This window comes from Sedimenticola thiotaurini (genome assembly GCF_001007875.1).
Classification (GTDB): domain Bacteria; phylum Pseudomonadota; class Gammaproteobacteria; order Chromatiales; family Chromatiaceae; genus Sedimenticola; species Sedimenticola thiotaurini.
In genome coordinates, this window is record NZ_CP011412.1 from 3387757 (window position 1) to 3408798 (window position 21042).

General features: G+C 59.9%; 19 protein-coding genes. 5 read left to right on the forward strand and 14 right to left on the reverse strand.

Going from position 1 to position 21042, the window contains the following annotated elements; genetic code table 11:
• Nucleotides 1-161: 161 nt before the first annotated feature.
• Nucleotides 162-851, forward strand: a complete 690-nt coding sequence (locus AAY24_RS15620) for an aspartate/glutamate racemase family protein (RefSeq protein WP_335337251.1) — start codon at nucleotides 162-164, stop codon at nucleotides 849-851.
• Between the two features lie 6 nt (nucleotides 852-857).
• Here the strand turns inward: AAY24_RS15620 and AAY24_RS15625 are convergent, their stop codons facing one another.
• The 5 genes from AAY24_RS15625 to AAY24_RS15640 all read right to left on the reverse strand — a co-directional run bounded on the left by AAY24_RS15625 (nucleotide 858) and on the right by AAY24_RS15640 (nucleotide 4552).
• Nucleotides 858-1055 (reverse strand): hypothetical protein, encoded by a 198-nt coding sequence (locus AAY24_RS15625; RefSeq protein ID WP_046860471.1) that lies wholly within the window; start codon nucleotides 1053-1055, stop codon nucleotides 858-860.
• A 131-nt stretch (nucleotides 1056-1186) separates the two neighbouring features.
• Nucleotides 1187-1681, reverse strand: a complete 495-nt coding sequence (locus AAY24_RS15630; RefSeq protein WP_418064571.1) for a TIGR00645 family protein — start codon at nucleotides 1679-1681, stop codon at nucleotides 1187-1189.
• A gap of 75 nt (nucleotides 1682-1756) precedes the next feature.
• Nucleotides 1757-3595, reverse strand: a complete 1839-nt coding sequence (locus AAY24_RS15635; RefSeq protein ID WP_046860472.1) for an SLC13 family permease — start codon at nucleotides 3593-3595, stop codon at nucleotides 1757-1759.
• Nucleotides 3596-3731: 136 nt separating this feature from the next.
• On the reverse strand, nucleotides 3732-3926 hold the full coding sequence (locus AAY24_RS19285) for a hypothetical protein (protein ID WP_199930403.1): 195 nt from the start codon (nucleotides 3924-3926) through the stop codon (nucleotides 3732-3734).
• Nucleotides 3927-4132: 206 nt separating this feature from the next.
• Complete coding sequence (locus tag AAY24_RS15640) at nucleotides 4133-4552, reverse strand: DUF3617 domain-containing protein (RefSeq protein WP_046860473.1); 420 nt, start codon at nucleotides 4550-4552, stop codon at nucleotides 4133-4135.
• Between the two features lie 167 nt (nucleotides 4553-4719).
• Between AAY24_RS15640 and hisC the strand changes: the two genes are divergently transcribed.
• Nucleotides 4720-5778 carry a histidinol-phosphate transaminase gene (gene hisC, locus AAY24_RS15645; protein WP_046860474.1) on the forward strand — a complete coding sequence of 353 codons (1059 nt, stop codon included), beginning with the start codon at nucleotides 4720-4722 and terminating at the stop codon, nucleotides 5776-5778.
• A gap of 309 nt (nucleotides 5779-6087) precedes the next feature.
• On the opposite strand, the gene AAY24_RS15650 is transcribed toward hisC, so the two are convergent.
• Complete coding sequence (locus AAY24_RS15650; RefSeq protein WP_046860475.1) at nucleotides 6088-7473, reverse strand: ribulose-bisphosphate carboxylase; 1386 nt, start codon at nucleotides 7471-7473, stop codon at nucleotides 6088-6090.
• Between the two features lie 179 nt (nucleotides 7474-7652).
• On the opposite strand from AAY24_RS15650, the gene AAY24_RS15655 reads away from it, so the two are divergent.
• The 3 genes from AAY24_RS15655 to AAY24_RS15665 all read left to right on the forward strand — a co-directional run bounded on the left by AAY24_RS15655 (nucleotide 7653) and on the right by AAY24_RS15665 (nucleotide 12189).
• Nucleotides 7653-8561: a LysR family transcriptional regulator gene (locus AAY24_RS15655; RefSeq protein ID WP_046860476.1), complete on the forward strand. Its 909-nt coding sequence runs from the start codon at nucleotides 7653-7655 to the stop codon at nucleotides 8559-8561.
• Nucleotides 8562-8725: 164 nt separating this feature from the next.
• Nucleotides 8726-10636, forward strand: a complete 1911-nt coding sequence (gene dxs, locus AAY24_RS15660; protein WP_046860477.1) for a 1-deoxy-D-xylulose-5-phosphate synthase — start codon at nucleotides 8726-8728, stop codon at nucleotides 10634-10636.
• Between the two features lie 158 nt (nucleotides 10637-10794).
• Nucleotides 10795-12189, forward strand: a complete 1395-nt coding sequence (locus AAY24_RS15665) for a YdgA family protein (protein ID WP_046860478.1) — start codon at nucleotides 10795-10797, stop codon at nucleotides 12187-12189.
• A 75-nt stretch (nucleotides 12190-12264) separates the two neighbouring features.
• On the opposite strand, the gene AAY24_RS15670 is transcribed toward AAY24_RS15665, so the two are convergent.
• The 8 genes from AAY24_RS15670 to AAY24_RS15705 all read right to left on the reverse strand — a co-directional run bounded on the left by AAY24_RS15670 (nucleotide 12265) and on the right by AAY24_RS15705 (nucleotide 20885).
• Nucleotides 12265-13155, reverse strand: a complete 891-nt coding sequence (locus AAY24_RS15670; protein WP_046860479.1) for a phosphoribulokinase — start codon at nucleotides 13153-13155, stop codon at nucleotides 12265-12267.
• Nucleotides 13156-13365: 210 nt separating this feature from the next.
• Nucleotides 13366-13890: an NADH-quinone oxidoreductase subunit B family protein gene (locus tag AAY24_RS15675; RefSeq protein WP_046860480.1), complete on the reverse strand. Its 525-nt coding sequence runs from the start codon at nucleotides 13888-13890 to the stop codon at nucleotides 13366-13368.
• Nucleotides 13891-13892: 2 nt separating this feature from the next.
• A complete protein-coding gene (locus tag AAY24_RS15680) occupies nucleotides 13893-15464 on the reverse strand; it encodes a hydrogenase large subunit (RefSeq protein WP_046860481.1) in 1572 nt (523 codons plus the stop codon).
• Entirely contained in the window at nucleotides 15461-16939 is a 1479-nt protein-coding gene (locus AAY24_RS15685; protein WP_046860482.1) for a hydrogenase 4 subunit F, read from the reverse strand. The genes AAY24_RS15680 and AAY24_RS15685 overlap by 4 nt, the downstream gene beginning before the upstream one ends.
• Nucleotides 16936-17628 carry a formate hydrogenlyase gene (locus tag AAY24_RS15690; RefSeq protein WP_046860483.1) on the reverse strand — a complete coding sequence of 231 codons (693 nt, stop codon included), beginning with the start codon at nucleotides 17626-17628 and terminating at the stop codon, nucleotides 16936-16938. The genes AAY24_RS15685 and AAY24_RS15690 overlap by 4 nt, the downstream gene beginning before the upstream one ends.
• Nucleotides 17625-18590 (reverse strand): respiratory chain complex I subunit 1 family protein, encoded by a 966-nt coding sequence (locus tag AAY24_RS15695; protein WP_046860484.1) that lies wholly within the window; start codon nucleotides 18588-18590, stop codon nucleotides 17625-17627. The genes AAY24_RS15690 and AAY24_RS15695 overlap by 4 nt, the downstream gene beginning before the upstream one ends.
• Nucleotides 18575-20620, reverse strand: a complete 2046-nt coding sequence (hyfB, locus tag AAY24_RS15700) for a hydrogenase 4 subunit B (RefSeq protein ID WP_046860485.1) — start codon at nucleotides 20618-20620, stop codon at nucleotides 18575-18577. Before hyfB ends, AAY24_RS15695 begins: the two co-directional genes overlap by 16 nt.
• Before the next feature lie 19 nt (nucleotides 20621-20639).
• A complete protein-coding gene (locus tag AAY24_RS15705) occupies nucleotides 20640-20885 on the reverse strand; it encodes a helix-turn-helix domain-containing protein (RefSeq protein WP_046860486.1) in 246 nt (81 codons plus the stop codon).
• Between the last annotated feature and the right edge of the window lie 157 nt (nucleotides 20886-21042).

Below are 21042 nucleotides of genomic sequence, written 5' to 3' on the forward strand. Positions count from 1 at the left end.
TGATTGGATGCATAATCTAAATATTATCTAAATCGATTATCACATTACATTATAGTGATGAATAAAAGGGTTGTTTGTCCCACCCGCAGTTTGAATTGTAGTGTTTGTCGGGCGGGTGAGCTGGCTACTGTTAGTAAAATTGAAGGTGATCAGACGTGAAGATGATAGGCATGTTGGGCGGCATGAGCTGGGAGTCGACGGTCAGCTACTACCGGGCCGTCAATGAGGGGGTGAAGGCGCGCCTGGGCGGACTTCATTCGGCCAGGATCCTGCTTTACAGCGTGGATTTTCAGCAGATCGAACGGCTGCAGCACCAGGGCGACTGGGCCGCCACAGCGACTATCCTGGAAGAGGCGGCCCTTGCGGTGCAGCGGGGTGGTGCGGATGGCCTGATCATCTGTACCAACACCATGCACCGGGTGGCGGAACAGATTGAGCAGGCGCTCTCTATCCCGTTACTGCATATTGCCGATGCGACCGGCCGCCGGCTGGCGGCAGACGGTGTGCGGCGGGTTGGCCTGCTGGGTACCCGCTTCACCATGGAGCAGCCGTTTTACCGGCAGCGGCTGGAACAGCGCTTCGGCATCGATGTACTGGTGCCGGGTCGGGATGAGCGGGAGCGGGTGCACCGGATCATCTACGACGAGCTCTGTCTGGGTCGGGTCCGTGACGCCTCCCGCCAGACGTATCTGGAGATTATCGAAGCATTGCGCCAGGCCGGCGCCGAGGCGGTCATTCTCGGCTGTACCGAGATTGCCCTGCTGGTACAGCAGGCGCAGACAGCGGTGCCGCTCTACGACACCACCGCGCTGCATGCCGCCGCGGCAGTGGATTTTATACTTGCGGATTGAGCGGACTCACTCCACCAGGCGATAACGGGTCCGGCAGTAGCGGCAGCTGGCCTCGTCACCGGGATTCTTGAGTGGAATGGCGACACGCGGATGCAGGCCGGTGGTGGGATCGTCAGCCCGGGGGCAGGTGAGCGGCAGATCGGCTTTGGTCACCGTGACCACGGTTTTGGACGGTGCCTCGATTTGCGTTTCCGGCTGGGTCATTTTAACTCCAAATAGTCAGGCAAGGTGGGGGAGGGGGTATGCGGGCGGACAGCCGCCGGCACTCCGATAACCGGCTGATTTTACCCTAAATAGCGTCATCAAATGAAGGTTGATCATGCTGGCCAAGAAGATCAGTGATGGCGGGTCTTGGTATCCAGCAGGCCCATGGCCACCGCGGAGGCGACAAAGGTCAAGTGCATGATCACATACCAGAGCAGCTTTTCGTTGTCGATATTGACCGCGTTCATAAAGATCTTCAGCAGATGGATGGAGGAGATCGCCACAATGGAGGCCGCCACCTTGTTCTTCAGTGTGCTGGTGTCCAGTTTGCCGAGCCAGGCGAGCTTTTCGGTATCTTCCGACACGTCCAGTTGTGAGACAAAGTTTTCATAACCGGAGAACATCACCATCACCAGCAGGCCGCCCACCAGGGCCATATCGATCAGCGACAGTACCACCAGTACCAGGTCGGTCTCGGATACGGTGAGAATACTGGGCAGCAGGTGGAACACCTCCTGGAAAAACTTTATGCCCAGGGCCAGCAGGGCGAGACTCAGCCCCAGGTAGATGGGTGCCAGTGCCCAGCGCATGGCGTACATTGCCCGTTCAAGGCTCTTTTCAATCATGGATGATCCTTCAGGTCAGTCTGATTTCTACAACGACGGATAGCGCTCCCCATAGTAAGGGCGGTGGCGTGGTTTTTAAAGGTCGTAGAGCAGAATCAACATGCCCAGCAGGCCGGCCCACATGATCAGGGTGAGGGGGATGCCCACGCGCAGGAAGTCGCTGAACCGGTAGCCGCCTGCGCTGAAGATCAGCAGGTTGGTCTGATAACCCATGGGGGTGGCGTAGCTCATGTTGGCACCAAACAGGACCGCCAGGACGAAAGGTTCGGTGGGCAGGCCCAACTGACCGGCAATACTGATGGCGATGGGGGTGCCGATTACGGCCGCCGCATTGTTGGAGACCACGTTGGTGAGGATGGCGATCATCAGCATCAGTCCCCCCAGCACTGCGCTGATCGGCAGTCCGGTGGAGAGTGCCACATAGAGTCTGGCGATATAGTCAGCCCCGCCGGTCTCCATCAGGGCCATGCCGAGTGCCAGACTCACCACCACGATCAGGATCACCCGGGTGCTGAGGGCCGAAGCGGCATCCTCCCAGTCCAGGCAGCGGGTCAGCAGCATCAGTCCGACACCACACAGGGCGCTGGTGGCGATCGGCAGCAGTCCGCTGGCGGCACCGATCACCACGCCCGCCATGATCAGCAGGGCGAGACGGGCCCGGCGGGTCTCCGGCAGGTAGATCGAGGCATCCAGTACCAGCAGCTTGCCGCTGCTTTTCAGCGCCTCGATACGTTCCGCTGCCCCCTGCATCAGCAGTACGTCGCCGCTCTCCAGGCGTATATCCCCCATGCCGCGCTTGATGATCTGCTGGCCTTGGGTCTGGGTGCGGTGAATGGCCAGGATCACCAGGTTGTTGTGCTCCGCAAAGCGCAGCTCCTTGAGGGTGCGACGGTACAGGGGGGAGCCTTCCGTCACCACCACTTCGGCCAGCAGTTGGCCTTCGGACGAGAGGGGGTGCTCCTCGTCAATCGGATTTTCGATGTCGCTGGTGTTATACAGGGTGGCGCCCAGCAGCTGTTCATATTCCTTCAGCAGCTCCGGCGTGTCCCGCACCAGCAGGCGGTCACCCTCGTGCAGTACGGCGGTTGGCAGACGGGTCACATTGAGTCCGTCACCGCGCTGGATCTTCTCCACCTTCATGCGCCGGTCGGTCTTCTCCAGTATCTCGGCCAGGGTCTTGCCGTTGGCGAAGCTCTCCCGGTTGATGTAGAGCTGGGCGTCGAACACCCGGGGCGACATATCGGACAACAGTGCCTGGCGCGGCGGCAGCAAGCGCGGTGCCAGCAGCCAGAGGTAGAGCAGCCCGACACTACCCGCCACCAGTACCGGCAGGGCAAAGTCGAACATACCGAACCGGTGCAGGCCCAGGTCCGCTACGATACCCACCACCAGCAGGTTGGTGGAGGTGCCGATGGTGGTGGTCATGCCGCCCAGCAGGGTGGCCAGACCCATCGGGAGCAGGATGCCGGAGGCGGACTGTTTGTTGCGGATCGAGACGCTGATCAGGATCGGCAGCAGCATCACTACTATCGGTGTGTTGTTGAGAAACGCACTGAGCAGAGCGGCGGACAGCAGGGTGGCCAGGAATGAGATCAGTGGCCGGGTGGCCCAAAGCCTGGACAGCAGAGCGGCCAGGGGGCGCAAGGCACCGGTGCTCTCCAGGCCCTGGCCGATAATCATCAGGGCACAGATGGCCACCAGCGCCTCGTTGCCGAAGCCGCTGAAAAAGTCCCCGGGCTGCAGGGTGATGCCGTCACGGCTGTAGGGGAAGGTTTCAAATCCCACCACCAGACTGATCAGGATCAGCAGTGAGGAGGTCTCTAACGGGATCTTGTCCCGCGTGAACAGGTAGAGGGCCACCACGATCAGCAGCAGAACGGCAATGGCGTGGGGGTCGGGTGGCGGTGGCAACATAGAGAGATAATTGCGCTGATAACTCTGCTAGCGGGCCGCTGATTGCGGCGCACAGCTAACAGTATAACGGCAATTGCATCGCCCGCCGGGTTTGTCGCAAAGCCAGCAGGGCCGTCGCTCCCGGCTCGCCGGCTGATCAGTCGATGCTGCGTATCGCGTCGGTTTCGCTGGAGAGGGGGAGCGGCACCAGATGCACACCGCGGCTTCGCCTGGGTGATGTCTCAGACGCCAGGTAAGGACATTGGTCCATGGGGCGCCAGTCGCAGGCTACACCTGTCACCACTTCATGGGGGCAGCGATGGCAGATCTCTTTATCCAGTTTATTCAACATAGTAGTGCCTCCTTCGCGATTTATTGTAAAAATAACGCAATATCATAGGATTGCAATAGTTTTATAATATTTTTTTTAAGAAGTGGATCTAACTTCTTGCAGGTGTCTGTGATTGGAGGCGGTAGTGGGGACACGGGCGACCCGTTCGGGTCGCCCGTGTTAAGCCTGAACAAGGCTGCAGGGGCTTGTTTGAAGAGCCGGATTGATCAGGGGCAGTCGCCGATCCGTTTACCCGACCATTGATGCTCCATGGTGATCTGCTGGCCCTGCATCTGCATGGTCATCAGCAGGGTGCCGTTCATACTGGTGCCTGCGGACTCGAAGTGGCCGGTACCGCTCATGCTGCCGCCATGCCCGGTGCAGCTCATTTTCCAGTTCAGTTCAGAACCGCTCGATTGCACGTCGCTGAATTCACAGTTGCTGGAGTTTTCCATGATCTTGTCGGGAGATAACTGGCCGGTGGTGAAACAGTGCTGCATGCTCTTGACGGTCGGTTGGGGCAGCATGGGCATCTTCGAGGTGATCTGAACCTCCCACAGGCCCGGGGAGATCTGCATATCTTCGGCAGCTGCCGGAGTCATGGTGAATAGCAGGACACTGGCAAGCATGGCATAACGGACGGACATAGTGCTCTCCTTAGGGGCTAGGGATAATCTTCCAGCATTGGATTCTGACAGAGATCCCCGGTAGCGTCGATGCGTGATTGGCTGGTCTGTCGCCTATGGGAACGGCGTCCCGTTAGCGGTATGATCTGCTGCTTACAAAACCCCACAGGATGGCATCAGGTCCCGCTATGAATCGTTTCTGGAGTCCGATCGTTCAGACCCTCACCCCTTACGTGCCGGGGGAGCAACCCAAACAGACCGATCTGATCAAGCTCAACACCAACGAAAACCCCTATCCCCCGTCACCCCGGGCCCTGCAGGCAATGGCGGCGGAGGCGGCAGAGAGCCTGCGGCTCTATCCCGACCCGAATGCCGACCGGCTGAAGCAGGCGATTGCCGACTTCCACGGTGTGACACCGGCGCAGGTATTTGTCGGCAACGGCTCTGACGAGGTGCTGGCACACACCTTTCTGGGGCTGCTGAAACACGATTTGCCCCTGCTGTTCCCGGATATCTCCTACAGCTTCTATCCGGTCTACAGCGGCCTCTACGAAATTGACTTCGTACAGGTGCCGTTGACCGAGGCGTTCGAGATCGATCCGCAGGATTACCAAATGGCCAATGGCGGGATCATCTTCCCCAATCCGAACGCCCCGACTGGCCGCCTGCTGCCGCTTGCTGCTATCGAGACCATCCTGCAGAACAACCCGGATTCAGTGGTGGTGGTGGATGAGGCCTATATCGATTTCGGCGGCGAGTCAGCTGTCGCCCTGGTGGATCGTTACGCCAACCTGCTGGTGATCCAGACTCTCTCCAAGTCACGCTCCCTGGCTGGCTTGCGGGTCGGTTTTGCGGTGGGGGATGAGGGATTGATCGAGGCGCTGGAGCGGATCAAGAACAGCTTCAACTCCTATCCACTGGACCGTTTTGCCATTAGCGGAGCAGTGGCGGCGATGGAGGATCGGGCCTACTTCAGCGACACCTGTCAACGGGTAATCAGTACCCGGGAGCAACTGGCGGAGCGGCTCGGCGAACTCGGTTTCCAGGTGCTTCCCTCCGCAGCCAATTTTCTGTTTGTGCGCCATCCCGAACAGGATGGGGCAGAGTTGGCGGCCCGTCTGCGGGAGCAGTCCATTATTGTGCGCCACTTCCGCCAGCCCCGAATCGACCAGTTCCTGCGCATCACCGTAGGGACTGATGAGCAGAGCCGGCTGCTGCTGGAGGCGTTGAGGCAGATTCTTGCGTAAGTGACGCGGGGCTTCTGCTTATCCACCGTTTCAGCGGGCCGCCTCAGGCCCGATTCAGTGATGCCAAAAATGTTGTTTCACAGATGAACGGGGAAGAGACGATTAAGCTGCGAAGGGGGTTTCGCCTGACCTGGCGGTCTTTGGCGAGGTACTTTTGTGGCCAAAACTGCCCAAAAGCCTTCCCTGGACAGCCTGCCAACAGGCTTACCCACGCCAGTTTTGCAACCCGGCGCAAAGGGACCGTTTGTCCATTAAAAAACCCCGTACTCTGGTACGGGGTTTTTAGTCTGCACAACTAGGAGCGGCTGCTTATTTGTGCACGCCCAGACGATCCCGCCAGCCGGGGTAGATCGTATCCGCATCCTGCGGGAACGACTCGAAGGCGCGGGCAAACTCTTTGTGCTCCTTGGCGTACTCGACCGGATCGGCACCCTCTTTCCAGCACTCGTAGGCCTGACGCAGGGAGATGGCGCCAGCCGCCGGGCTGTCGATGTGGCCGTAGGAGCCGCCACCGGAGGTGTTGATCACGTTGCCGTGGCCCAGGTTCTCGAAGAAGCCGGGCAGGCGCAGTGCGTTCATGCCACCGGAGATGATCGGGGTGGTGGGTTTCATGCCGTACCACTCCTGGTGATAGAACGGACCGTCGCAGCTGTCGCGCTCGATCATGTAGGCGATTACCTTGTCATCCCGTGAACCTTCCATCTTGCCGTAGCCCATGGTACCCACGTGGATACCGGAGGCACCCTGCAGACGGGCCATCTTGGCCAGTACAAAGGCGGTGTAGCCGCGTTTGGAGGAAGGCGAAGTGACCGCTCCATGGCCGGCACGATGGTAGTGCAGGTACTGGTTGGGATACTGGCGACGGGCGGTGGTGATCATACCGGGGCCACCCACGTAGCCATCCACCAGGAACGCCACATGGGAGGCGTTTTCGCCGAAGGTTTCCAGAATGTAATCGGCACGGGCCATCATCTCGTAGTGGTCATCCGCGGTAATGTTGGCGGAGAACAGTTTGGCCTGGCCGGTCTCGTCCTGGGCCCGTTTCATGGCGTCAGCCACCAGCGGCATGACCTTCTTCATGGGGCAGAACACCTGGTTACCCTGGGGTTCGTCGTTCTTGATGAAGTCACCACCCAACCAGAACTGGTAAGCAGCTTCGGCAAACGGTTCGGGGCGCAGACCCAGTTTCGGTTTGATGATGGTGCCGGCAATGTAACCGCCATCTTGCACCGGGCGGCCGAGGATGCGCCACAGATCACTGATGTCCTTGGACGGGCCGTCGAACAGTTGCAGCATCTTGGGCGGAATGTAGAAGTCCTGCATCTGGGCGTTCTTCACGTCGCCCATGCCCTGGTTGTTACCAATGGTCAGGGTGAGGAAGGAGACCAGCATGACCCGGCCATCGGTCACATTGCGATCGAACAGTTCGTTCGGGTAGGCGATTTTCATGATGCCGTTGGCTTCATCAATCTCGTATACCAGTGCGTCGACCCCTTTGGTGAAGTCGTCCGTGGTGGAGACCTCCACGTTGGTGCCGGTGGATGATTCGGCCGCGAAATGTGCTGCAGTAGCGAGATAGCCGTTACCGGCAGCAGGTTCCATGGTGTAAGCAACCAGGATGTGGTTACCGTCAGCGATCAGCTTGTCTTCGTTCAGACTCAGGTCGGCATAGCGACTGGTTTGGTCAAGGGACATCTGTAGTTACCTCACTACTCTCAAATTTTGTTTTGGCGGTCTGCGTACAGTGCGGTTTTCGGTTCGGCTTCTCCCGGAGAAGGTGGGGAGACTATATCGGGCGATCACTATAAATAAAACTCAAACTTTTTGATTGTTGTGATAAGGTGGCGCTTATAAGTAAGTATGGGGTGATCGGTATGAATTTCACAATTCGGCAATTGAAAGTATTCGAGGCAGTAGCCACGCATTTGAGTTTTACCCGGGCGGCCGATGAACTATATCTTAGTCAGCCAGCGGTTTCCATGCAAATCAAACAGTTAGAGGAGAACGTGGGCCTGCCGCTGTTTGAAAAGCTGGGCAAGAAAATTCACCTCACAGCGGCCGGTCGGGAACTCCACACCTATGGCAAGGCGATCTTCCGTCAACTGGATGAGATGGAGGAGGTGATGGAGGCACAGAAAGGGCTGAGCCGTGGCCGTCTGGATATTGCTGTGGCCAGTACCGTCAACTACTTCGCTCCCCGGGCGCTGGGGGCCTTTTCCCGCCGCTATCCCGGGGTACGGCTCAGTCTCTCGGTGAATAACCGTAAGGAGTTGATGCGGATGCTGGAGCAGAACGAGAAGGATCTGGTATTGATGGGACAGCCGCCGGAAGCGCTCGACCTGGATTACGAAGAGTTCATGGATAACCCGCTGGTGGTGATTGCGCCACCCGATCACCCGCTGGTGGGGGAGTCCAATATCGCTTTGCAGACCCTGGCCGAGGAGACCTTCCTGATGCGGGAAGCGGGGTCGGGAACCCGCTTGGCACTGGAGCGCTTTTTCCAGGAACAGGGGCTTGAACTGCACAGTGGCATGGAACTGAATGGCGGGGAGGCGATCAAGCAGGCGGTACGGGCTGGTCTGGGCCTTGCCGTGGTATCGGCCCATACCATCGAGCTGGAGCTGGAGACCGGCCGACTGGTGACCCTGGATGTGGAAGGTTTCCCGTTATTGAAAAAATGGTTCATGGTGCACCGCCGGGGCAAGCGACTCTCTCCTTCGGCGCAGGCTTTCCACGATTTTCTGCTGGGTGATGGTCTGGAGGAGATCCAGCAAATTAGGTAGGGACTTGATACTGCCGGATGCGCTAAAATTACCCGCTTTACTATTCAATTAGTACGATCACCCGGCGTGGAAGCCTGCTTTCACCGTAAAACGGGTGGATATTGACCGGCGTCTATACTCTAGAATGACCGCCGGGGTCTCCAGTGGAACTAACGGGTAAGGGCATGTCAGAACAGCAACAGAGCAGTGGGTCGGAAGCGCCTGGAACGTTCAAATTGCTAAACAGTATTGAATATCCGGGTGATTTACGCCTGCTGCCGCCTGAACGTCTGCCCCTGCTGGCCACCGAGCTGCGCAGCTTCCTGATCGACACCGTCTCCCGCACCGGTGGCCACCTGGCCGCCGGACTCGGGGTGGTGGAACTGACCATCGCCCTGCACTACGTCCTGAACACACCGGAAGACCGGCTGGTCTGGGATGTGGGCCACCAGGCCTATCCCCACAAGATTCTGACCGGCCGTCGCGAGCGCATGAACACATTGCGCCAGCAGGGTGGCATCTCCGGCTTTCCGCGTCGCGAAGAGAGTGATTACGATACCTTCGGTACCGGCCACTCCAGCACCTCCATCGGTGCCGCACTGGGTATGGCGGCGGCTGCCAAACGGCTGCAGGTGAAGCGCAAGGTGGTGGCGGTGATCGGCGATGCCGCCATGGGTGCCGGCATGGCGTTTGAGGCGCTCAATCATGCCGGTGCACTGGATCTGGATCTGCTGGTGGTGCTGAATGACAACGACATGTCCATTTCGGATCCGGTGGGTGCGTTCAGAAATCACCTGGCGCGTCTGCTCTCCAGCAAGGTCTACACCCGGGTGCGGGAAGGGGGCAAGTCGGCCCTCAGTAACCTGCCGCAAATCTCTGAACTGGTGGGTCGCTGGGAAGAACATATGAAGGGTATGGTGATGCCCGGCACCCTGTTTGAGGAGCTGGGATTCAACTATATCGGTCCGATCGACGGGCATGACCTGGAGACCCTGACCGCTACCCTGCAGAACATGAAAGCGATGCAGGGTCCCCGATTACTGCACGTGGTAACCCAGAAGGGCCGGGGCTACAAGCCGGCAGAGGGCAACCCGCGCGCCTACCACGGCGTCACCCCGTTTGATCCCAAGACCGGTAAGATGGACAAGAAGAGTGGTGCCGGTCCCAGCTACACGGAGATATTTGGTCACTGGTTGTGTGATGCGGCCAGCGCCGACAAGCGGCTGGTGGCGATTACCCCGGCCATGTGCTCCGGTTCCGGCATGGTGCAGTTTGCCGAGCGGTTTCCCGATCGTTACTACGATGTGGGTATCGCGGAACAGCACGCCGTCACTTTTGCGGCCGGTCTGGCCTGTGACGGAGTGAAACCGGTGGTGGCGATCTACTCCACTTTTCTGCAGCGCGCCTATGATCAGCTGATCCACGATGTGGCCCTGCAGAATCTGGACGTTACCTTCGCTGTTGATCGTGCCGGCCAGGTGGGTGCCGACGGTGCCACCCACGCCGGCAGTTTCGATCTCAGTTATGCCCGTTGTATCCCCAACATGGTGGTGATGGCGCCGGGCGACGAAAACGAGTGCCGGAAACTGTTGCAGACCGCCTACCAGCATGAGGGGCCGGCCTTGGTGCGTTATCCCCGTGGTGGCGGGTGCGGCGCCCAGGTTGTGGAGGAGTTGGAGACCCTGCCCTTGGGCAAAGGGGAGATTCGACGCAGCGGACAGGAGGTGGCGATCCTGGCCTTCGGTAGTCCCCTGGATGCGGCGCTCAAGGTGGCGGAAAAGCTCGATGCCACGGTCGCCAACATGCGTTTTGTAAAACCGCTGGATGAGGCGCTGGTGCGGCAGCTGGCGGATGGCCATCGGTTGTTGATCACCCTGGAGGAGAATGTCATCCAGGGTGGGGCCGGGTCGGCTGTGAATGAATATCTGGCGGCTATTCAGCACCAGGTGCGCGCCATCAACCTGGGCCTGCCTGACCAGTTCATCGAACACGCTTCCCCGGCCGAACAGCTGCATGAAGCGGGTCTCGACCCGGATTCAATCCTGGCCGTTATCGAGCGGGCGCTGGAAGCAGACAGCAACCGGGCGGTGGGCTGAAGTCGGCATTTAAGCGCATTTTAGATTTAGGGATGGTTCGTGCTGTCGTGATCTGATCCGACGCGGCGATTCAGGTTGCCTGGGCGATTGGCCTGGTGGCTGTGGGGAGTGTGTCCGGTTCCGGGCACGGTGGATTAAAAAATAACGTGAGGGAAATTATGAAGCGTTTTATCGCCCTGTTCGTGGTGCTGGGTGCGGTTCTGCTGGCGGCACCAGGCGTCATCGGGTATCAGGTGGAACCCCATTACCAGGGCCTGATGCAGCAGTTCGCAAAAGGTGGGGTTAACCTGGTGTCTCAGGAGTACCAGCGCAACTGGTTTGGTGCCGAGAGCCGGGCCGATTTTGTCATCACCCTGCCGGCCGGGCCGGAGGGCGGCGAACCGGAGCAGCTCACTTTTTCCCTGGTAAGTCACATCACCCACGGCCCGTTGACCAGCAGTGGATTGCATCTGGCCGATATCCAGAGCGATATCCGGGTGGATGGTGAGGCGCTGTTGCCGGCCGATTATGACGCTACTATCACCACCCTGGTGGGCATCATGGGCGACGGTGTGACGCGGATCGACCTGCCGGCCAGTGATATTCCGGCCAGTGGGGAACGGCCGACCATTCACTTTGGTGGCATACAGGGGGAGATGCGATTCAACGCCGAGTTCACGCAGGTGGAGGCCAATATGGCTATGCCCACGCTGCGGATGGAGCAGGCGGACGGGCAATTTCTGGAAATCAGTGATGTGACGGTCGATACCGGCTCCCAACTGGATGCTTCCGGTCTGATGCTGGGCGGCGGACGTCTGTCGATCAGTCATATCGGCCTGCGGGGTCAGCAGGATGACACCCGGTTGGAGATACGTCAGCTGGACATTGATGCGCAGAGCGAGATGACCGGCAGTGGGGTCGCTGCCTCAGCCAGTTACCAGCTGGAGCAGATGGAGGTCAATGGAACCCGCTATGGGCCGGCCCGTATCCAGTTGGGCGTCGGTAACCTGTCGTCACCGGCGCTGCTGGAGATACAGCAGGCGATGGATGAGATCAACACCCAGCAGTTATCGGAGCAGGAGAAGGGACGGGCAGTGCTGAGTGTGCTGATGGGTAATGCGCCGGCTCTGTTGAAGGGCGATCCGCTACTGACGATTGACCATTTGTCTATACAGACTCCCGATGGACAGATCTCCGGAAATCTCTCCTTGCAGTCGGTGGGCCTGGAGTTGAAGGAGATCGGTAATGGCCCCGCGTTGCTCAACAAGCTGGTGGCGGAGGCCTCTCTGCAGATGCCCCGGCCACTGCTGGAGCTGCTGCTGAGCAAGAAGCTGGAAGCTGATCTGTTGCGCCAGTTTGAACAGCGCCGCTTGATCGATCCCGACAGCAAGGTGCCGGGCCCGGAACAGATCAGCGAGATGGCCGACTCTTTGGGCAGTCGTCAGCTGACCCAGATGCTGGGCCAGGAGATTGTGGTGGCCCAGGACGGTATGATTTCCACCCGGGCAACCCTGTCCGGCGGCTTGCTGAACGTCAACGGCAAGACCATCCCCCTGCCCCAGGCGCCCCAATAACCGCTTCACCATAGGGCTCAGGCCCGCCGGACAGATACTCCGGCGGGCCTGAGCCGATCCTTACTGATTAGGCTTTCAGCGGTTTCTTTCGCCCATCATCTGCTCGATGATCGGGGTCAGAATGATCTCCATGGCCAGCCCCATCTTGCCGCCCGGGACCACCAGTGAATTACGCCGCGACATGAACGAGTCGTGCAGCATGGAGAGCAGGTAGGGGAAGTCGATGTGGAACTTCTTCGGATCCCGGAAGCGGATCACCACGAAACTTTCGTCCGGGCTGGGGATATCCCGGGCGATGAACGGATTCGAGGTATCCACCGTGGAGACCCGCTGGAAGTTGATGTCGGTTCGGGAGAACTGCGGTGTGATGTAGTTGATGTAATCGGGCATGCGTCGCAGGATCGTGTCCACGATCGCTTCTGCCGAGTAGCCGCGCTCCGCATTGTCCCGATGAATCTTCTGAATCCACTCCAGATTGACGATAGGCACAACCCCGATCAACAGATCCACATACTGGGCCACATTGGCCTCATCGGTTACCACGCCACCGTGCAGACCCTCGTAAAACAGCAGGTCGGTCTCGCTGGGAATATCCTCCCAGGGGGTGAACTGTCCCGGTCCCAGGTTGGTCCCCAGGCGGGCGTTGTGCTCGGCCGCTTCCTCTTCACTATGCAGGTAGTAGCGCTTCTTGCCGGTGCCGTGTTCGCCGTAGGATTTGAACAGGTTCTCCAGTTCGTTAAACAGGTTGGAGGCGGGGCCGAAGTGACTCAGGTTCTCGCCCCGTTTTGACGCCTCGGCGACGGCCTCGCGCATGGCGAAGCGGTCGTAACGGTGAAAGCTGTCGCCTTCGATTATGGCTGGAGTCACCCCGTCACGGTAGAAAATGTGTTCAAAGGCGCGCTTGACAGTTGAGGTCCCCGCGCCGGATGAGCCGGTAACGGCAACGATCGGATGTTGTTTGGACATAATAATCCCCTGAGTCTTTGACTTATTCTCCAGATCCCACCAATTCTGACAGTGGCGAAGCGTCAGGAGAAGTAACAATATTTTTCCTTATCTATAAGCTGCTATTATGCTTATCGTTGTTATTATCAGTCTGCATATACTGATTTTAGCTCGGTGAGTATGGGGCGTTGACCAGGCGGCTGCAACGGATCCGCCGTGGCAGGGGGCCTGTCAGCGGAGGGTGGTCGGGTTTCTCTGCCCCATGAGCAGCAGCAGTCCGCGCATCAGCTGGGCAGGGGAAGGGGGGCAGCCGGGAATCTTCAGATCCACCGGCAACACATTTTCGATCGCCCCGCAGGAGGCGTAGCTGACGCCGAACTCACCACCGTCGCAGGCACAATCACCACTGGCGATCACATAGGATGGCTTCGGCATGGCCTGGTAGGTATCGATCAGTGCTGACTCCATATGCCGGCTGACCGGCCCGGTCACCAGCAGGGCGTCGGCGTGGCGCGGCGAGGCGACAAAATGGACTCCGTACTGCTCGATACCGTAGTAGGGATTGTTTAGCGCGTGGATCTCCAGTTCACACCCGTTGCAGGAGCCGGCATCCACCATCCGGATGGCCAGGCTGCCGCGAAACTGCCTGTCCACCATGCGTTTCAGCTCGGGTGCCAACTGGCCAATCTCGCTATCGTCCGCCGGCTTCTCAGTGACGATGCCGGTTTTCAGAATTTTATAAAACATACCCAACATGATTACAGATCCTGCCCCGAGTAGGAGCCGTTGACCGATTTATTGCAGACCGGGAAGTCCGGCACGATGTTGTCCTGGATCAGCTGTTCAAGGGCCGGCCAGTTGAGCCAGCTGGGATCACGGGGGAAGAAGCGACTGACCCGTCCGGTCTCATCCAGCGCCAGGTAGCTGATGATCTCTCCACGCCAGCCATCCACTATGCCGATGCCCTGGCCACCCCGGCCTTCGGGTAACGGGCTGCGAAGTTCGCCCGGCTCCAGGCGCTGGATAAATTGCCGGATCAGCTCCAGGGAGGCAGTGATCTCCTCGGCCCGGATCTTGGCCCGGGCGGCTACGTCCCCGGCCCGGTAGCCCGGCACGCGCACCTTGACCTGCTGATAGGGCGCATAGGGGGCATCCCGGCGTACATCAAAATCGAGCCCGGAGGCGCGTCCTACATAGCCCAGGCAACCCAGCTCAGCGGCCCATTCAGGGGTCAGCCGGCCGGTGGTCATCAGTCGATCCTCCAGGGACTCGGAGCGCTCCATAATCTCGATCAGGTGGGCCACTTCGGACTCCAGTTCACGGCAGCAGGCGAGCATCTCCTGTTGCCCTGCCTGGTCCAGATCCACGGCCACACCGCCCGGAACAACCCGGTCCATCAGCAGCCGGTGGCCGAACAGCCGGTCATTCTCCCGCAATAGCAGCTCCCGCAGTCGGCCTAGCTGATACAGCGGGAAGGAGAAACCCACATCGTTACAGATCGCGCCAATGTCCCCCAGGTGGTTGGCGATCCGTTCCCGCTCCGCCAGGATGGCCCGGAGCAGGGCCGCCCTGGGGGGGATTTCGACCCCCAATGCCCGCTCGATTCCCATGCAGGCTGCCCAGCCATGTGCCACGGTGGAATCCCCGGAGACCCGGGCCGCCAGGCGGGTCAGTTGGTCAGGGGTACGACCCTGGGCCAGCTTTTCGATGCCTTTGTGTACATAACCCAGGTGTTTCTCCAGGTTGATGATCTTTTCACCCACCGCCTGGAAGCGGAAATGCCCCGGTTCGATGATGCCCGCATGCACCGGCCCCACCGCCACTTCGTAGACTGCGTTGCCGCTGGCCCGCAGGAACGGATAGCTGTCATCCGGCGGGGTTGGGGAGGGGGACTTCGGCGCCTGCCAGTCACGACGCAACGGATAGTCGTCCTCGTTCCAGGCCTGGTGCCGGGTCCAGCGGCGGTTATCCAACTGGCCCCGGAAACCGATCCCGAGCAGGTCATGGGTGTGCCGTTGAGGGCGGTCGGCGGCCGGATAGATATGGGCAATGGAGTCCAGTTCCGGCTCCTCCAAACTGGTCACCAGCAACAGGTAGTGCCCCTCCTGTTCCAGACAGGTGAAGGCATCGAAGCCCGTGGCTTGCTCCACCGCCCAGAAGGCGGCCCAGCGCATCGACAGCCCTTTGCAGAGCGCTACCGCGGAAGTCCAGGCGGCGGGCGCCACCCGCAGCAGATGGGCAGGTGCCAGACGCTGTTCATCCTCATCGATCAACTGGATCCGGGCCTCCGCAAAGCGGCCCTTCACATCACTCAGCCAGGTATCACTCATAGCAGACCGCTCCCGGAAATCAGTACGGTGGCCTGGTCAAACCAGTGGGCCAGAAAGTCGGGGATGGAGAGCCCCAGCCAGAGTACCAGGGCCAGATGCAGAACCACCGGCCAGACCGTCACCTTGATCGGTGCCAACCCCTCCGGCCTGTTGCCGAACACCATGGGATGGAGGTGACGAAACAGCCCGGCGAATGCCACGCCAAGACCGACCAGCAGGGGAACGGTCAACCAGGGCCACTGCTGCATGGTGGCGCTGAGCAGCAGAAACTCGCTGGTGAACACCCCAAACGGAGGAAAGCCGGCAATCGCCAGGGTGCCGATCAGCAGTCCCCAGCCGATCGATGGCTGGGTCTGGATCACGCCGCGTATGTGGTCGATGGTCTGGGTTCCGGATAGTTGGCTGGCCTGGCCGACGGTGACGAAAATGGCTGACTTGGTCAGGGAGTGAACCGTCATGTGCAGCAGGGCGCCAAAGGTGGCCAGTGGCCCACCGAGACCAAAGGCGAAAGTCATCAGCCCCATATGTTCGATGGAGGAGTAGCTGAACAGTCGCTTGATATCCCGCTGGCGATGCAGAAACAGGGCGGCCACGATAAATGACAGCAGGCCGAAACTCATCATCAGGTAACCGGCCAGGTGGGGTGTGTGCTGTTCACCCCCCGCCAGGGCACTGTCCACCAGTACCTTGACACGTACCACCGCGTACAGCGCCACGTTGAGCAGCAGGCCGGAGAGTACCGCCGACATGGGTGTCGGTCCCTCCGAGTGGGCGTCCGGCAGCCAGTTATGCAGCGGCACCAGGCCGATCTTGGTGCCGTATCCCACCAGCAGGAACACAAAGGCGATGGCCATCACCGTGGGTTCAAGCTCGGTGGCATGTTCGATCAAAGTACTCCACAGCATCGCCTGATCCGGATCCGGTGTCACCTTGGCCGCCGCCAGGTAGACCAGTACGGTGCCGAACAGCGCCTGGGCAATACCAACACCACACAGGATGAAATACTTCCAGGCTGCCTCCACCGAGGCCGGGGTCCGGTAGAGACTGACCAGCAGCACGGTGGCCAGGGTGGCTCCCTCCAGTGCCACCCAGAGTACCCCCAGGTTATTGGTGGTGAGGGCCAGCAGCATGGTAAACACGAAGGCCTGAAAACTGGCGTGGTAGAGGCGCATCTGTGGCGCCGAGACCCGACCGATTTCAAACTCGTGCATCATGTAGGTGCGGGAGAAAACCGACGTGGTAAAACTGACCAGGTTGGTCAGGGCCACCAGGTAGACATTGAATGCATCGATATAGAAATGTTCATTGCCAAATGCGCCCTGGCGCAGTGCCACGTCGGCCAGCCAGAGGGACAACAGGAACGCGACTCCACTGATCAGAATGTTGAGCCGGGACGCCAGGCTGGTGCCGGGAAGCAGCGCCAGCAGGAGACTGCCCAGTAACGGGGTGATCAGTGTCCAGAGCAGGGCACTCATTCGTCCACCTCCGTCAGTTGATTGAGCATATCCACATCCAGTGATTCGATACTGTCCCGGATATGGAAGAAAAAGATGCCGAACACAACGGCGGCGATCAGCACGTCAAACGCCACCCCCAGCTCCACCACCATGGGCATGCCCTGGGTGGCGGTGAGGGCGCCGAAGAAGAGGCCGTTCTCCAGTGACATGAAACCCACCACCTGGGTTACCGCCTTGCGCCGGGTGACCAGCATCAGCATGGCCAGCATGACGACCGCCAGGCTGATGGCGATGGCGTCCCGGGAGATCGATTCGGCAAAGCGCTGGATTGGCAGGGCGACGCTGTAGCAGAAAATCACCAGTGCCCCGGCGGCAATCAGCACCACGCCCGGATGCAGCACGCTGTCCAGGTCCCGCAGGATGCCCAGCTTCCTCGCCTGCCGGGTCAGCAACCAGGGGATAAACCAGACCTTCAGAAGCAGGGTCATGGCGGCGGAATAGAGCAGGTGGTACTCATGGGTATCCAGCGCCACCAGTGTTGTGACCACCACAATCAGGAACCCCTGCAGGGCGAACAGCCGGATGGTGGCCACCACCCGGGATTGGGCCAGCAGTGCAAAGGATGAAACCAGCACCATGGCGGCCAGGGTCAGGATCGACTGCTCGGTCAGGGTCAGGTGGCTGTATGTGTCCAGGTAGCCGTTCATTTTGCCGACTCCAGAATGATGAAGCTCAACATGCCGATCATGGCCAGGGAAAAACTCATGGCCAGGAAGGTGGGCACCCTGAACAGACGCATCTTGGCCACCGCCGTTTCACCAACCGCCAACAGCGCGCCCAGGATGGGCAGTTTGATGGCCAGCGCCACCAGGGCGATACCCAGGCTGGCAAACGAGGCTTCGGTAGCGATCCCCCAGGGAAAGAAGAGATCCATAATCAGCACGCTGTAGATCACCAGTTTCAGTTGGGCGGCCAGTTCCATCAACGCCAGATGCCGGCCGCTGTACTCCAGGATCATCGCCTCATGGATCATGGTCAGCTCCAGATGGGTGGCCGGGTTGTCAATCGGTATGCGGGCGTTCTCTGCAATACCCACCATCACCAGGGCGATCAAGGCGAACAGCATGGAGGGCCGTAACACCAGTTCCTGGTTCAGGTTGTACTCGATCAGGGTGGACAGGTTGGTGCTGGAGGCCACCATGGAGAGGGTGAAAACCACCATCAGCATGGCCGGTTCCGCCAGTGCCGAGATGGTCATCTCCCGGGATGAGCCCATGCCGCCAAACGTGGTCCCTACGTCCATCCCGGCCAGGGCCATGAAAAACCGGGCCAGGGCGAACAGGCCGACCAGCACGATGGCATCCGCCATGGCGTTGATCGGTTGATTCAGGATCAGCAACGGCACCACCGATGCCGCCAGCACCATGCAGCCGCAGACAATATAGGGGGCGCCGCGGAACAGTGGCGAAGCGTTATCCGCCAGCAGCACGGTCTTGCTGGTCAGGCGCAGCAGATCCCGGTAGGGCTGCAGCAGTGAGGGCGGACGACGGTTCTGCAGATGACATTTCAGCCATTTAATCCATCCGGTGAACAGCGGGGCCAGCAAGACAAACAGGGCGGTCTGCAGCCAGACAAACAACCAGTCGGCAGGATTCAGGAAATCAACCATAGCAATACCACCAGGGTTACAAAGGAGTAGACAAGATAGTGCCGCAGGTTACCGGTCTGCAGTCGGCCCACCTTGCGCGAGCTGAACTGAATCAGTTTCGCCGCTGGCTGATACAGCCAGCGCCAGGTGATATCTTCCACCTGCAACTGATAGCTCAAGGACTTCGGATAGCTGGCCAGTCTGTTGGAGAGTTCACGCTGCTGCAGCTGTTGCAGTCGCCACACCGGCCGGAAGACCCGTTTGATCGGCATTACAAAGCCGGTGCCGGAGTACTGCATATTGGCGGTCTGCCGACCAAAGCCGCAACCCCAGGCGGGGCCGCGCTGGATCGGCTGGAGCTTCCGGTGTTTGCACAGCAGCAGGTAGACACTGCCCCAGGTCAGCAGAGCCAGGGAGATGCCAAACAGCACCATCGGGCCACTGTAGCTGGCCACCTCCGGTTTTACCGGTGTCAGCCAGATCCAGCCATGGGCTGTGGCGGCGGTGATATGGCTGCCGGTCAGCCCGGCTGCCACACGGCCCAGGATGGTTACGGTGGAGGTGCCCAGTACACCAAACACCAGGCAGAGCCCGGCCAGCAGGCCCTGGGCCCAGAGCATGCCCCGGGTGCCCTCCCGGGCGTGCTTGACCCGCCGGGAGCGGGGCTGGCCCAGGAACACCACGCCGTAGAGCTTGACGAAACAGGTGGCCGCCAGGGCACCGGTCAGGGCCAGCATTGCGGCGGTGATCGGAATGACCGCCCGCAGGACGCCGCTCTCCAGAATAGTCGCCTGCAGGGCGGTCTGGAACGTCAGCCATTCAGAGACAAAGCCGGTAAACGGTGGCAGGGCCGAAATACTGATACAGCCGCAGAGAAAGAACAGGGCGGTCCAGGGCATACGGTGGATCAGCCCGCCCATTTTCCCCATGTCATGCTCATGGGTCTGTTGCAGCACCGTGCCCACGCCAAGGAACAGCAGGCTCTTGAACAGGGTGTGGCTGAGGGCATGGTAGAGCGCTGCGATCAGCCCCAATGAGCCCAGTTTCGGATGTCCGGCGGCGATGAACAGCACCGACAGCCCCAGGCCGATGAAGATAATCCCGACGTTCTCCACCGATGAGTAGGCCAGCAGCCGTTTCACATCGTTCTGCATCAGGGCATAGAGCACACCGAACAGGGCGGTAATACTGCCGACCACCAGCAGCACCACGCCCCAGCTGGAGTGCAGGGTGCCGATCAGGTCGAACGTCATGCGCACGAATCCGTAGATCGCCACCTTCAGCATGACGCCGGACATCAGGGCGGAGATATGGGACGGGGCGACCGGATGGGCCTCCGGCAGCCAGGCGTGCAGCGGAAAGATGCCGGCCTTCATGCCGAAACCGAGCAGTCCCAGGGTGAAGGCGACCGAGGCCCAGACCGGGCTGAGCTGTATCTGACGGAAGGCGTCAAAAGTGAAATCCTGGGCGAATGAGGCGAAGATGCCGAAGCTGAGCAGAATCAGCACCGCGCCGATCTGGGCCATCAGCAGATAGAGAAACGCCGCCCGTCGGTTGGCCGGTTGATGGTGCTGAAAGGCTACCAGGAAGTAGCTGGAAACCGACATCAGCTCCCAGGCGATCAGAAAGGAGAACGCATCATCCGCCAGCAGGACCAGCTGCATGCCGATGATAAACAGCATGGTCATCAGGCCCAGCAGTCGCAGCGAGTAGGGGCCGCGTTGGTATTCCCGTATATAGCCGGGGCCGAACAGGCTGCTGGCGAACACCCCCAGACCGATGAGGGAGAGAAAGAATGCCGACAGGGCGTCCATGTGCAGATGCCACGGCAGCCAGGGTAGTCCCAGGGGCAGGGTGGTGCTGAAGCCGGGCGCACCCAGCAATACCGGACCGGCGGCCAGCAGGGTGGCCAGTCCGGACAACCCCATGAGCGGAAACACCAGGCCGGTTATCCAGGCGCGTCGCCGCCCCACCAGCAGGGCGCTGAGCGCCGCTGCAAACAGGAGACAGAAGGAGGCGCCCAGCAGCGTGGCGACTGACAAATCAGGCATTTTTATTCACCATTGCTGATCACACCTTCAGACGTACACCGCGCCCGCCCGTGTCGCTGACCATACCTTCGGAAAGCAGAATGACACCCGCTGCATCCAGCGCCTCCACCACCCTGACCAGCGATTCCACATTACCGCGCACATTGCCGGTGCTCCCTTCCATGCGTTGAATCGTTGGCACCGAGAGCCCGCACGCCTGGGCCAGCTGTTTCTGATCCATACCCAACAGGGCGCGCGCCGCTTTTATCTGAGCGGATGTAATCATAGATAATCACTCATTGTTTATATATTAAAGTTAACTAATGCTGCTTAAAATATGATAAGTGATATATAAAACATGCACAATGGCAATCTGAGCCGGCCTTGTTGCAGCGGGGCAAAAAAGGACACGATGAATGGTGTCGGTGGCTTTAAACAGTGCA

Coding starts and splice junctions, on each gene's coding strand:
- AAY24_RS15635 (WP_046860472.1), bottom strand. CDS start 3,595: ATGTTGCCACCGCCACCCGACCCCCACGCCATTGCCGTTCTGCTGCTG.
- AAY24_RS15640 (WP_046860473.1), bottom strand. CDS start 4,552: ATGTCCGTCCGTTATGCCATGCTTGCCAGTGTCCTGCTATTCACCATG.
- AAY24_RS15685 (WP_046860482.1), bottom strand. CDS start 16,939: ATGAGTGCCCTGCTCTGGACACTGATCACCCCGTTACTGGGCAGTCTC.
- dxs (WP_046860477.1), top strand. CDS start 8,726: ATGTCAGAACAGCAACAGAGCAGTGGGTCGGAAGCGCCTGGAACGTTC.
- AAY24_RS15705 (WP_046860486.1), bottom strand. CDS start 20,885: ATGATTACATCCGCTCAGATAAAAGCGGCGCGCGCCCTGTTGGGTATG.
- AAY24_RS15695 (WP_046860484.1), bottom strand. CDS start 18,590: ATGGTTGATTTCCTGAATCCTGCCGACTGGTTGTTTGTCTGGCTGCAG.
- hyfB (WP_046860485.1), bottom strand. CDS start 20,620: ATGCCTGATTTGTCAGTCGCCACGCTGCTGGGCGCCTCCTTCTGTCTC.
- AAY24_RS15620 (WP_335337251.1), top strand. CDS start 162: ATGATAGGCATGTTGGGCGGCATGAGCTGGGAGTCGACGGTCAGCTAC.
- AAY24_RS15655 (WP_046860476.1), top strand. CDS start 7,653: ATGAATTTCACAATTCGGCAATTGAAAGTATTCGAGGCAGTAGCCACG.
- AAY24_RS15650 (WP_046860475.1), bottom strand. CDS start 7,473: ATGTCCCTTGACCAAACCAGTCGCTATGCCGACCTGAGTCTGAACGAA.
- AAY24_RS15675 (WP_046860480.1), bottom strand. CDS start 13,890: ATGTTGGGTATGTTTTATAAAATTCTGAAAACCGGCATCGTCACTGAG.
- AAY24_RS19285 (WP_199930403.1), bottom strand. CDS start 3,926: ATGTTGAATAAACTGGATAAAGAGATCTGCCATCGCTGCCCCCATGAA.
- AAY24_RS15625 (WP_046860471.1), bottom strand. CDS start 1,055: ATGACCCAGCCGGAAACGCAAATCGAGGCACCGTCCAAAACCGTGGTC.
- AAY24_RS15630 (WP_418064571.1), bottom strand. CDS start 1,681: ATGATTGAAAAGAGCCTTGAACGGGCAATGTACGCCATGCGCTGGGCA.
- hisC (WP_046860474.1), top strand. CDS start 4,720: ATGAATCGTTTCTGGAGTCCGATCGTTCAGACCCTCACCCCTTACGTG.
- AAY24_RS15680 (WP_046860481.1), bottom strand. CDS start 15,464: ATGAGTGATACCTGGCTGAGTGATGTGAAGGGCCGCTTTGCGGAGGCC.
- AAY24_RS15670 (WP_046860479.1), bottom strand. CDS start 13,155: ATGTCCAAACAACATCCGATCGTTGCCGTTACCGGCTCATCCGGCGCG.
- AAY24_RS15665 (WP_046860478.1), top strand. CDS start 10,795: ATGAAGCGTTTTATCGCCCTGTTCGTGGTGCTGGGTGCGGTTCTGCTG.
- AAY24_RS15690 (WP_046860483.1), bottom strand. CDS start 17,628: ATGAACGGCTACCTGGACACATACAGCCACCTGACCCTGACCGAGCAG.